Origin of the sequence: Streptomyces sp. NPDC052109 (assembly GCF_040680195.1) — a bacterium.
Lineage (GTDB): Bacteria > Actinomycetota > Actinomycetes > Streptomycetales > Streptomycetaceae > Streptomyces.
On the sequence record NZ_JBFAWF010000011.1, the window covers coordinates 52,435 to 64,575 of the forward strand.

Annotated in this window: 7 protein-coding genes and 1 pseudogene; 2 read left to right on the forward strand and 6 right to left on the reverse strand. The window is 70.6% G+C overall.

The genetic code is table 11. The features are described 5' to 3' along the window. A complete protein-coding gene (gene eno, locus AB0L59_RS22530) occupies positions 1-1,284 on the forward strand; it encodes a phosphopyruvate hydratase (protein ID WP_365586409.1) in 1,284 nt (427 codons plus the stop codon). Between the two features lie 157 nt (positions 1,285-1,441). On the opposite strand, the gene AB0L59_RS22535 is transcribed toward eno, so the two are convergent. Further along, positions 1,442-2,839 (reverse strand): FAD-binding oxidoreductase, encoded by a 1,398-nt coding sequence (locus AB0L59_RS22535; protein ID WP_365586412.1) that lies wholly within the window; start codon positions 2,837-2,839, stop codon positions 1,442-1,444. Continuing rightward, positions 2,823-3,938, reverse strand: coding sequence for a class I SAM-dependent methyltransferase (locus AB0L59_RS22540; protein WP_365586414.1), 1,116 nt, complete (start codon positions 3,936-3,938; stop codon positions 2,823-2,825). Before AB0L59_RS22540 ends, AB0L59_RS22535 begins: the two co-directional genes overlap by 17 nt. Positions 3,939-4,192: 254 nt before the next feature. Between AB0L59_RS22540 and AB0L59_RS22545 the strand changes: the two genes are divergently transcribed. Further along, positions 4,193-4,987, forward strand: coding sequence for an SDR family oxidoreductase (locus AB0L59_RS22545; protein ID WP_365586417.1), 795 nt, complete (start codon positions 4,193-4,195; stop codon positions 4,985-4,987). A gap of 668 nt (positions 4,988-5,655) precedes the next feature. On the opposite strand, the gene AB0L59_RS22550 is transcribed toward AB0L59_RS22545, so the two are convergent. The 4 genes and pseudogenes from AB0L59_RS22550 to AB0L59_RS22565 all read right to left on the reverse strand — a co-directional run bounded on the left by AB0L59_RS22550 (position 5,656) and on the right by AB0L59_RS22565 (position 12,065). Continuing rightward, positions 5,656-8,403, reverse strand: a complete 2,748-nt coding sequence (locus tag AB0L59_RS22550; RefSeq protein ID WP_365586419.1) for a bifunctional YncE family protein/alkaline phosphatase family protein — start codon at positions 8,401-8,403, stop codon at positions 5,656-5,658. A gap of 4 nt (positions 8,404-8,407) precedes the next feature. Next, positions 8,408-9,772, reverse strand: coding sequence for an ABC transporter permease (locus AB0L59_RS22555; RefSeq protein WP_365586422.1), 1,365 nt, complete (start codon positions 9,770-9,772; stop codon positions 8,408-8,410). 203 nt (positions 9,773-9,975) lie between these two features. Beyond that, positions 9,976-10,902, reverse strand: a pseudogene (locus AB0L59_RS22560) (ABC transporter ATP-binding protein); the annotation flags it as partial. A gap of 185 nt (positions 10,903-11,087) precedes the next feature. After that, positions 11,088-12,065, reverse strand: a complete 978-nt coding sequence (locus AB0L59_RS22565) for an asparaginase (protein WP_365586425.1) — start codon at positions 12,063-12,065, stop codon at positions 11,088-11,090. Between the last annotated feature and the right edge of the window lie 76 nt (positions 12,066-12,141).

Genomic DNA, 12,141 nt, shown 5'->3' on the forward strand with positions numbered 1-12,141 from the left:
GTGACCGCCATCAGCCGCGTCGTCGCACGGGAGATCATCGACAGCCGGGGCAACCCCACGGTCGAGGTCGACGTGGAGCTCCGGGACGGCTCGCTCGGCCGCGCCGCCGTCCCGTCCGGTGCCTCCACCGGGGCCCGCGAGGCGGTCGAACTGCGCGACGGCGACCCGACCCGCTTCCACGGCAAGGGCGTTCGGCGAGCCGTGGACGCCGTCAACGAGCGCATCGCGGACGCCGTGATCGGACTCGACGCGGAGGACCAGGCGACCGTCGACGCCACCATGGTCGAACTCGACGGTACGGCCGCCAAGTCACGGCTCGGCGCCAATGCCCTGCTGGGCGTCTCCCTGGCCACCGCCAAGGCTGCCGCGGCCGCGCACCGCCTGCCGCTGTACCGCTACGTCGGCGGAGTCGACGCCCGTGTGCTGCCGGTGCCGATGATGAACATCGTCAACGGCGGTGCCCACGCCGACAATCCGCTGGACTTCCAGGAGTTCATGATCGCCCCCATCGGCGCGGCCACCTTCGCCGAGGCCGTCCGCATGGGATCGGAGGTCTTCCACACCCTGCGCGGCTCCCTGCTTGCCGCCGGCCACAGCGTGAACGTCGGCGACGAGGGCGGCTTCGCGCCCGATCTGCGCACCGCCGACGAGGCCCTGGACTTCGTCGTACGCGCCGTCGAACAGACCGGCTACAAGCCCGGCACCGACATCACCGTCGTGATGGATCCGGCCAGCTCCGAGTTCTTCCGCGACGGCGTCTACGACTACACCGGCGAAGGCGTCCGGCGCACGGCGGCCGAGCACGCCGACTACCTCGCCGGCCTCGTCGACCGCTACCCGGTCGCCTCCATCGAGGACCCGATGGCCGAGGACGACCACGACGGCTGGCGCGAGCTGACCGCCCGGCTCGGCGACCGCTGTCAGCTCACCGGCGACGACGTCTTCTGCACCAACGAGACGCTGCTGCGCGCCGGCATCCGGGACGGCATCGCCAACTCGATCCTGGTGAAGGTCAACCAGATCGGCACCCTCACGGAGACCCTGGCCACCGTCGCCACCGCCCACCGGGCGGGCTACACGGTCGTCATGTCCCACCGCTCGGGCGAGACCGAGGACACCACCATCGCGGACCTGGCCGTCGCCACCGGCTGCGGCCAGATCAAGACCGGCTCCCTCTCCCGCGCCGACCGCACCGCCAAGTACAACCAACTCGTCCGCATCGAGGAGGAGCTGGGCGCCCAGGCCCGCTACGCGGGCCGGGAAGCTCTGGGGCTGCGCCGCTGACGTCTCCTGACGTGCGTCGAATACCGCTGTACGGCTCGTGCGCCGGGGCTCGTCGGCGGCCGGCCACCGTGCGTACACCCCCTTCCGTCCCCGGATCCGGCGCACACGACCCGATCGCCGGCTTGGGCGCCTGTGCGGGCGCGGGCGTGAGCGGGAGTCAGTCCGGGGCCGGTGGGATGTTCTGGTTGGCGTGGAACAGGTTGTCCGGGTCGTAGGCGCGCTTGACCGAGGCCAGGCGGTCGTAGTGACCGCGGTAGGTGGCCCGGACCCGCTCCTGGCTCTCCCCGTGGCCGATGTAGTTGACGTAGGAGCCGCCCATGGAGTGCGGGTGCAGGTCGGTCCAGTAGTCGACGCACCACTGCCGGATCAGCCCGGCGTTGGCGGGGTCGGGGTCGATGCCGGCGAACACGCCGGACCAGACGGCGTCCCGGTAGGCCCAGGCCGTGTCGTCGGCGCCCGCTTGGTGCGCCGCCCCGTCCACCGGGTACAGGTGCATGGTCGACAGGGCGGTCGGGATGTTCTCCGCGTACTTGTGGTGCACGTCGATCGCGGCGTCGGAGATGGTGTCGAAGAAGTCGCCGCGCCAGTACCACTGCAGTCCCGTGGGCATCAGCTCGTCGAACAGGGTCTGCAGGGCGGGGTAGGGCATGGGGGTGGTGAAGTGGAAGGCCGGTGGCGCCGGCTCGTTCACCACGGAGAGCACCTCCCCCAGGTGGTCGTCGGCGAGGTCGCCCGTGTAGCACCACACGATCCCGCACATCTTCCGTCCGTGGATCGGCTCGGGGAAGGGTGGGCCGGGCGGCACGACGAGTACGGCGAAGAACCCATTGAGCTCGTGCGGCGCGGCGGGCAGGAACTCCCGGTACCAGCGCAGCACTTCGGGTGTGCGGTCGGCCGGCCACACCGTCACCGCCACGCCGACGGTGGACGCGGGGTGCAGTCGGAAGGTGAACGATGCCACCACGCCGAAGTTGCCGCCCCCGCCGCGCAGCGCCCAGAACAGGTCCGGGTGACTGTCCGCGGATGCGGTGACATAGCTGCCGTCGGCGAGTACGACATCGGCCGACAGCAGGCTGTCGATCGTCAGACCGTACCTGCGGGAGAGGTGGCCGTGGCCACCACCCAGGGTGAGACCGCCGACGCCCGTGGTCGACACGATCCCGGCCGGTACGGCGCGCCCGACGGCGTGGGTCGCGTGGTCGACGTCCCCGAGCCGGCTGCCACCGCCCACCTGGACGGTGTCGGTCTCCGGATCCACCCTGGCCCAGCGCATCGGCGACAGGTCAAGGACGAGTCCGTCGTCGATCAGGCACAGGCCCGGGCCGCTGTGACCGCCGCCGCGCACCGCCAGCTCGGCTCCGGTGTCCCGCGCGAAGGAGATCGTGGCCTGCACGTCCGCCACGTCCACGCACTGCGCGAAGGCGGCCGGCCGGCGGTCGATCATGGCGTTGTAGATGCTGCGGGCCTCGTCGTAGCCGGGGTCCCGCGGTGTGATCACGGGTCCGCGCAGTGCCTCGCGCAGGCTCGCGACAGCCGCTTCACCGATGGTGTTCATGGCACGAGTCCGCCGTTCGTCCCTTGGTCGCCACGTAATAGGAGTTGAGCGGGTCTCCCTCCACGGACTGGATGTCGACACTCCCGAACCCGGCCTCGCTCAGCATCCGTACGGCCGTCTCCCGGCCCCACACCGTGCCCAGACCGGCTCCGCCCGTGCTGAGCGAGGTCGTCATGCAGTAGAAGACGGAGAAACCGTAGAGCGCGGGCCCCAGGGGATGGCCGATGTTCTGCTCCAGCCTGCTGGAAGCGGCGATGTCGCCCATGAGGAAGGTGCCTCCGGTGCGCAGGGCGCGGGCGATCGCCGCGAGGGTCTCGGCCGGCCGGGCCAGGTCGTGGATCACGTCGAACGCGGTGACGAGGTCGTACTCGCCCGTGATCTGTGTGGAGTCGGCGAGGGTGTAGCGCAGGTTGCGCACACCGGCGCGGGCCGCCTCGGCCCTGGCGGCCGCGATCCCGTCCGCCGACTGGTCCAGGCCCTGGAAGCGACTCGCGGAAAACGCCTGCGCCAGCACGAGGGGGGCGCGACCGTGTCCCGTTCCCACGTCGAGCACGTCGATGCCGGCACGCAGGCGCTCGGCAAGCCCGGGTACCAGCGGCACGATCACGTCCACCAGCGCCGTGTCGTAGACCCGGGCGGTCTCCTCGGCCCGCAGCGCCTGGAAGCGGGGATACGCCGAGTACGGCACACCCCCACCGTCCCGGAAGCACCGCACGACCTGCTGTTCGACCTCGCCCATGAGCGCGATGTAGGGCATCATGGCCGCCAGGTTGTCCGGGCCCCCGGCCCTGGTCAGCGACGCGGCGTGCTCCGGCGGCAGCACATAGGTGTCGCTCGCGGGGTCGTACTCGACGATTCCGCCGACGACCATCCCGCCCAGCCACTCCCGCACATACCGTTCGTCGAGGTCGGCCGCCTTGGCCAGCTCGGCGCTGGTCGACGGGGGCAGGCCGGCCAGGGCGTCGAACAGACCGCACTGATGGCCGACGCTCGTGAGCAGGGCAAGTACGGCCTTGTTGAGCACGTCGGTCATCTCGCCCGCGAACGCTTCCCGTCTCGCGGGATCCGGTGACGCCTGGCGCCCTTGGGAAACCGTCATGTCTCCTCCCTCACCGGTGGAATGCGCTGACCTTCACCGGGGACGGCGACACACTGCCGGCGAAGTCTCCCTGTTGTCAGGTTATGTCGGAATCCAGCCGCGGGGCTCGCGGACCGCGAACGGCTGCTGAAGGCGGGCGTGGCGGGGCACGGCCGAAAGGCCTACCCCGATCGCGTCCTTCCCCGGTGCGGCACGCCCGCCCGCCACACTGGACGGGCCGTGGCATCCGTGCGCCTACGAAGGGAAGCCCGCCCATGCACATCGACCTGACCGGACGTACCGCACTGGTCACCGGCTCCACGCAGGGCATCGGTGCGGCCATCGCCGTAGCCCTCGCCCGGGCCGGGGCACGCGTGGGCATCAACGGCCGCGACGAGCGGCGGGTGGCCGACAGCGTCGCGTCACTGGCCGGGGAGGCGCCCGGCGCCGAGCTGGTGCCGGTGGCCGCCGACGTCTCCGGTGACGAGGGTGCGGCCCGGGTGGCGGAGCTGTTGCCGCAGGTGGACATCCTCGTCAACAACCTGGGTGTCTTCGGCGCCGCCGACCCCTTCGAGATCACCGACGAGGAGTGGCGGCGCTATTTCGAGGTGAACGTCCTCAGCGCCGTACGGCTGACCCGCATGTATCTGCCGGGCATGACCGAGCGCGGCTGGGGGCGGGTGCAGAACGTGGCCAGCGACTCGGCCGTGGTCATCCCCGCGGAGATGATCCATTACGGGATGTCGAAGACCGCGCTGCTGGCGGTGAGCCGCGGCTTCGCCAAGAAGGCGGCAGGCACGGGGGTCACGGTGAACTCGGTCATCGCGGGACCCACGCACACCGGCGGCGTCGAGAAGTTCGTGTACGAGCTCGTCGACCGGGAGCTGCCCTGGGAGGAGGCCCAGCGCGCGTTCATGCGCACGTACCGGCCCCAGTCCCTGCTGCAGCGGCTCATCGAGCCGGAGGAGATCGCCCACATGGTGGTCTACCTCAGCTCCGAGCAGGCCTCCGCCACCACCGGCGGAGCCCTGCGTGTCGACGGCGGGTACATCGACTCGATCCTTCCCTGACCGCCTCCTCGCCGCGGCACGTCTTCAGGCCATATGCGCGCGGGAGCGCATGGGCCGCCGCGTAGGCTCCCCGGACATGCACGACGTCACCCCGCCCTGCCTGGCGGACGTGGTCGTCGACGGTCAGGCCGCAGCCGTCCGTGCCGCGCTGACGGTGACGCCGGCCGGGGCGGCGCCGCGTGAGGAGGCGCTGGATCCGCAGGGGTTCGACAGCACCGAGGCCGTGTTGCGGCAGGAGACCGACAGCGAACGAGCGGTCCGTCAAGCCGTTCGCGAGCAGGCTCCCCGGCTGTTCGAGCGGTGGGACGAGGAACTGCCGTCCGGCCGGAGAGCCCTCGCACGGCCACTGTGGTGTGGGCCTGTGCTCCGGCCGCTGACGACGAGGAGGCGATCGCGGGAAGCCCCTGGCGCGACCGTCGGCCATCCGGACTGCAACCCGACACCCAGGGTGATCCCGGGGCGCTTCTGCGGGCCAGGGGCTGAGCCTCCTGATCGATCCGGCACAGCGGGAGATCGGTCCTCTGGTCTTCCGCTGACCTGCGATCGGCCCGTCCGGGGCAGGCGGCCGGCCGCGTCGCCGTGCCGAAGGCCGCGTGGCCGGGACGCAACGGCGAGGACCCCTCGCAGGCGGTGCGGCCTGCCAGGGGTCCTCGCCGGGTCAGCGCGCCTCAGCCGTCGGACTCCGACGACGGGATGTAGGCACCCGGCACGTCGTTGGGTGCGTAGATCTTCTTCTCACCCGGGTACGGCGTCTTCCAGTTGTGCGTCTGGTACCACGTGAAGTGGTTCATCTGAGCGGGGTTGGCGAAGTCGGGTACGGCGTGGGAGCCGGTCAGGTGCTGCTTCGACTTCCACGCGTCCCATTCGGCGGCGAGCTTCTGCATGTCCGCCGGGACCTTCGCCGCCGGGACCGCCGCCGCCTTGGGGTCCTGCGGTGCCGGAGTGTCCACGCCGCAGGTGGGCGGGGTCTTCAGACCGTCGGTCAGCGAGGTCCGGTTCGGCACGGCCGTGAACGGCGTGTCGTCCGGGTGCGAGGAGAACGCCCCGCGCATCGGGGTGGCCGCGCTGTCCTTCTGGTTCATCGGGTGGATCCCGAGGATCTGCTCGATGGTGCGGATCATCGTGATCTGCGAGTAGTAGTGGTTGTCGACGGTGCCGTGCTGGGCCCAGGGGCTGATGACCTGGATCGGGGCACGGTGGCCGTCGACGTGGTCGAGACCGGCCTGGGAGTCGTCCTCGACGACGAAGATCGCCGAGTCCTTCCAGTACTTGCTGTGCGAGATCTCGTCCACCATCTTGCCGACCGCGAGGTCGTTGTCCGCGACCTGTGCCTGCGCGCTCGCCGGACCACCGGTGTGGTCGTTGGAGAGCCAGAACATGTTCAGGTTCGCCGGACCGTTCTTCTCGAAGTCCTGCTTCCAGATCTCGTACTTGTAGATGTCCGGGACGTCGAGGTCGAACATCGGGAAGCCGGGCGCCGACACCGCGTTCAGCGACGGGATCGCCGAGCCCGTCTGGATGGGGTAGGCGGTGGACTGGCCGGTCGCGTCCATGTTCTTGGCGTCGCAGTACAGGTTCTGCCAGGTCGCGCCGGCCGGCTTGCTCTCGATCGACTGGAACTCGCCGAAGTCCCGCACGGTCTTCCCGGCCGCCTGCGCACCGGTCCAGATGAAGCCGGACTTCTGGTGTCCGAGAACGTCGTTCTCGGTGTCGTAGCTGCGCGCGTACTCGCCGGCCGAGGACTCGGTGTACTCCGGGTCGTCGGCCTGCATCAGCCAGTTGTGACCTTCGGCGGAGTTCGTGCCGATGTCGTACGCGTTGTCGTACAGCCCGAACTGCTTGGCCAGGGCGTGCTGGTTCGGCGTGACGTTCTCGCCGAACTGCGTCACCGACGGGTCGCCGTTGCCCTCCGGCATGTCGCCGAAGACCTGGTCGTAGGTCCGGTTCTCCTTGACGATCAGGAAGACGTGCTTGATCGTCGACGGGTCTCCGAGCCGCGCCGGGACCGCGACCGGCCGGGCGTGGCTTCCGCCCCTGGCCTGCGTGACCGAGCCGGGGGTCCAGCCGTTCTGCTGGAAGACCTTGGCCGTCTCGGACCTGACGGTGCGGTCGTCCGGGAGCGTGAAGCGGGTCAGGCTCGACGTCGTGTCGTGGGTTCCGTGGCCGGCGCTGGTGGTGGGCCGACGGGCGTCGATACCACGGGTGTTGGAGACCAGCACCTGGTTGCCGACGGTCGTGATCTCCGCGGGGAAGTAGTCCGTGGGGAGCAGGCCCACGTAACTCACCGGCTCCAGCGGGCTCTTGTAGCGGTAGACGGCGACGGCGTTGGCTCGGCCGAGCGTCACCAGCAGACGGCCGTCGTCGGTGAGCGTCACGGCGTTGGGCTCATAGCCCACCGACGCCTCCGGCCACGGCTGGGTGTCGATGGTCTGTACGACCTTGTCCTTGCCGGTGTCGATGACCGACACGCTGTTGCCGGCCGTGTTGGTGACGAACAGGGCCTTGCCCTTGGCGTACAGGGCGGTCGGGTGCAGTCCGACATCGATGCTGGAGGGGGCCGCGGTCGGGTTCGCCAGGTCGATGACGCTCACCGTGCCGGTGGTGGAGGCGCCGGTCTTCGGGTCGGCCGGTACGTCGGTGCCGTAGGAGTTCATGGTCGTGTCGCCGGGCTTCGCCGGGCGGCCGCCCTCGTTGCTGACGTAGAGCTTGCCGCCGACCACGACCAGGTCGCGCGGCGCGTTGCCCACGGCCCAGCTCTGCTTGATGGCACCGGTCGCCGCGTCGATGGCGACCACCCGGTTCTGGCCGTTGACGGCGGAGTACACGGTGGAGCCGTCGGACGAGAAGACCGCCTGGCCGACCAGCGCGTGCTTGGCTCCGTCCGCCGGTATCTTGACCGACGTCGGGTTGGCGACGGTGCCGTCGGGGTTGACCGTGAACTTCGTGTAGCCGTCGGTCTGGCCCAGCCACAGCTGCGTGCCGTCGGGCGAGTAGGTGGGGCCTTCCTGGCCCACGGAGTTGCTGCTGAGGCGCGGGGTCGACGACGCGGCGGTGCCGACGACCTGTTGCACCTTCCAGTTCTTCACGTCGACGATGGTCAGCGCGCTTCCACCGTCGGTGACCGAGGCCGCGAGGTGGGTGCCGTCCGGGCTGACCGAGGACGACATGATCTTGCCGTTGTTGAGGACGAGGCGGTCGCCGTACGGGGCCAGGTACTGGTCGCTGGAGATGACCTGTCCGTGGTCGGTCACCTGGCCGACCTGGTCGGTGCCGAACTGCCGTGTCTGGGCGTAACCGATGCCGGCGGTGACGGCGAGTACGACTGCGGTGGCGCCGGCCGTGAGGGTGCTCCGGCGACCGATGCGTCTACCGGGCAGTTCCTTCTCGGCAGATCGGCGGTTGCGGGTTACCTGCATGGGGTCATCCCTTCGAGGAACGAAGAAGCTCGACGTTGCCGTCGAACTGCCAAAGTGGGTTCGGTGCGTCTCCGGTCGAAGTACGCACCAGGAAGTAGCCGTTCACTTCCTTCGGTCCGTCGCCGTCGGCCACGAACCGCCCGTCTGCGGTGATGTCGAGCTGGTAGATGGCCGTCCCCGTGGCCTGGATGCCGGGCAGATGCCAGGAGACGACACATCGCCAGTCGTTGCCGGGGCCCTCCGCGTCGTCCTTGACGCTGCCCTTGGTGCAGGCCGCCGTGGCCTTCAGCTGCGCTTCGGTGACGGCGGGCCGGTTGAGCTGTCTGGTCTGCATGCGGTACAGGTGGGCGAAAGCCGTGGCGACCGAGCGCTGGACCTTGGCCTGCTCGATCCCGGAGTCCGACGGGGCGGCCGTCACCGCCGCGACGACGCCGACCGTCACGGCGACCAGTCCGGCGAGCGGCAGCAGGCCGACGGTGACCGCGCGGCGCGCCGAGCCGTCATCGGTGAGGTTGGTGAAGTCACGCCGCAGGAAGAGCAGATAGGCCAGCGCGGTCGCGGTCACGGCCCACACCAGACTGACGACGATGCCGATCAGGAGCGGGCCGAGCTGAGCCGGGCTGGTGAACAGCCCGTTCCAGCAGATGAACGCCCAGCTGGGCAGGGAGACACGTACGGCGACGGGGAGCGGCAGCATCTGGGCGAGCTGCATCGCGAGCGCGACGACCGCCGGGAGCAGCAGCCCCATCGGGGACCGTCCCAGCACGACGGACCCGAGGAGGCCGATCCCTGCGAGGGCCAGGGTCGGGGCGAGGACGCAGGCCCAGGCGAGCAGCACCTTGCCGGCCGCGTCCCCCGGGGTCAGCAGATGCCCGTCGAGGCCGACCAGCGGCTGGTTGCCGACCGCCATGAGCCCGCCGGCCGTACTGGAGGCGGCCAGGCCGACCACGAGCAGCAGGATCACGGTGAGACTCGCCAGTGCCTTCGCGGCGAAGATCCGACGGGGCGAGCGGACGGCCACGAGGAGATGACGCCAGGTGCCGAGCCGGTCCTCGGAGGCGAACACGTCGCCGGCGACCACGGAGGTCAGCAGCGGAAGCGCCCAGGTGCCCGAGAAACCGAGGATCACCAGCGGTCCGGCCCAGCCCGTGGCGAGCATCCACCGGCCGAAGAGGGTGTCGGCGGGCAGTGTGCTCTGCTGGCTCACTCCGGCGACGAAGAGTCCGGGGACGATCCAGCAGGCAAGGACCAGCAGGCGGATCCGCCACTGCGAGACGAGCTTGACCACTTCGAAGCGGTAGCCCCGGGCAACCGAGGCGCGCCCGGCGGCTGCGGCGGCGGGCGAGGCGACGGGTGCGGTCGCGGTCATCGGTCGGCCTCCTGCCGCTCGGAGTCGGCCTGTTGCGGCAGGACTGCGGATTCCCGCCGCTCGCCGCCGTCGGACTTCAGCCGCTCCACGCCGGACACCTCGTGCTCTGCACCGGACTTCAGCCGCTCCACGCCGGACTTCCGCTGCTCCGCGGCCGGTTCCCGGCGCTCGATGCCCGGCCCCTCCCCCTCGGAGCCCGGCCTCTGCTCTTCGGTGAGAGCGAGGAACGCGGCCTCGAGCGGAGACACCACGGGAGCGAGTTCGCGCAACGCGATCCCCGAGCGGACGAGCCGCACGACCAGTTCGTCCACGGCCGGCACGAGTGCACGTACGACAAGCGCCTCGGCTCCGTGGCGGCCCGCCGCGTCGTCGATCACATGTGTCCCCGGAGTCTCGGCAGCCAGGCGGCGGGCGGCCTGCGGGTCGGAGGTGACCAGTCGGTAGTCGAGTTCGCGGTTCTCGGCGGCCAGCTTGCTCAGCGGGCCGGTGAAGACGATCCGCCCGGTGGCGAGGATGGTGACCTCTGAACACAGCGCCTCGAGGTCGTCCATGCGGTGACTCGACAGCACGACACCGGTTCCCTCCCTCGCGAGCCGCGTCAGGACCCCGTGCACGTGCTTCTTGCCGGCCGGGTCGAGGCCGTTGGACGGCTCGTCGAGCACGAGCAGCCGGGGCTTGGTGAGCAGGGCGGCCGCGAGGCCGAGCCGTTGCCGCATGCCCAGGGAGAAGCCGCGGGTCCGGTCGTCGGCGACATCGGTCAACCCGACCTCGCCGAGCACATCGTCGATCCCAGCCGTCCGCGCGTCCTGGCCGCGCAGGGCGGCCAGCGCGGCCAGATTCTGCCGGGCCGTGAGCGAGGGGTAGAGCCCCGGCCCGTCCACGAACCCGGCGACGCCGTCCGGTGCGGCGAATGTCCGGCCCACCGGTGTACCGAGGATCTCCAGTCGGCCGCCGTCGGCCACGGCCAGCCCGAGCAGCAGCCCGAGCAGCGTCGTCTTGCCGGCACCGTTCGGCCCGACCAAGCCGTGGATCTGTCCCTGCGCCACGTCCAGATCGATGCCGTCCAGTGCGACGACATCACCGAAACACTTGGTGATCCCGCGAGCCCTGATCGCGAGGAGTGAGTCCATGAGCCCCTTCTTTCGAAAGCCTCAAGGACCCTAGGGACGGCACACCACCCCCAGAGGAATCCCCAGTTGAACGCTCATGGAACGGCAGACAACAGGCGTCAGGGGCCCCGACAGCCGGGAGGGCCCGCGAGTGCGCCTCCGGGGGAGCAGGAACTGAGCATACGTCAGCAGACGGTGACGGCTCGTCAGAAAACTGCCCGCACCTTCCCCACCTCCACTCCCCCACCCAGCACCGGAGTGCGCCCGATACGGTCCACGACCGGCTCCGTGACCCCGGCCAGGCGCAACGCGCGGGCCAGGACCGGACCGAGGGCCCGGGCCCCGCCGTCGTCGATCTTGAGGGCCAGGGAACGGCCGTCGGGCAGGGCGACTGCCTGGACGGCTTCCGCGCCCACCTTGGACAGGACGCCCGGTATCTCCCTCATCAGCCAGGTGTCGTGACGCCGGGCGCCGGCCACATGGTCGGGGTGGGCGCGCATGGCGTCGGCGACGCGCCGTTCGGGCGTGCCGGGCTCGGCGAGGACGAAGGAGCGGAAGGCGCGCGCGAGGCCGGTCAGGCTGATCGCCATCAGTGGCGCTCCGCAGCCGTCCACGCCCACAGCGGCCACCGGCTCACCGGCCACCTCCTCCACGACCGTGCGGATGATGCGCTGGAGCGGATGCTCCGGGTCCCGGTAGGAGTCCAGCGGCCAGCCCCGCAGCGCGGCGGCGGCAAGCATCGCCGTGTGTTTGCCTGAGCAGTTCATGGCCACGCGGTCGCGCCGGCCACCCGCCGCCAGGTACGCCTCCTGCTCCTGCTGGTCCAGCGGGAGGGCGGGCGGGCACCGCAGATGGTCCGGGGTCAGCCCGTGCTCGTCGAGCATCGCCCGGACGAGCGCGCGATGGAAGGGCTCGCCGGAGTGGCTCGCGGCCGCCAGGGCCAGCCGCTCTCCCGCGAGGTCGAGGCCGGACCGCAACACGCCGGCCGCCTGCATCGGCTTGTTGGCCGACCGCGGGTAGACGGGGGAGGTCACATCGCCGATCGCCCACTCCACCGAGCCGTCCGCCGCGAGCAGCACGACGCTGCCCCGGTGCCGCCCTTCGACGAATCCGGAGCGGACGACCTCGGCGAGGACCGGGGCGCTCGGCGTGTCGGCGGTGGGTGCCATGACGGGCTGGGACATCGGCGGATCACCTTTCGGACGGGAATCGAGGATCGACCCGCCCGACCATAACTCTATTCATGTACATGAACATCAC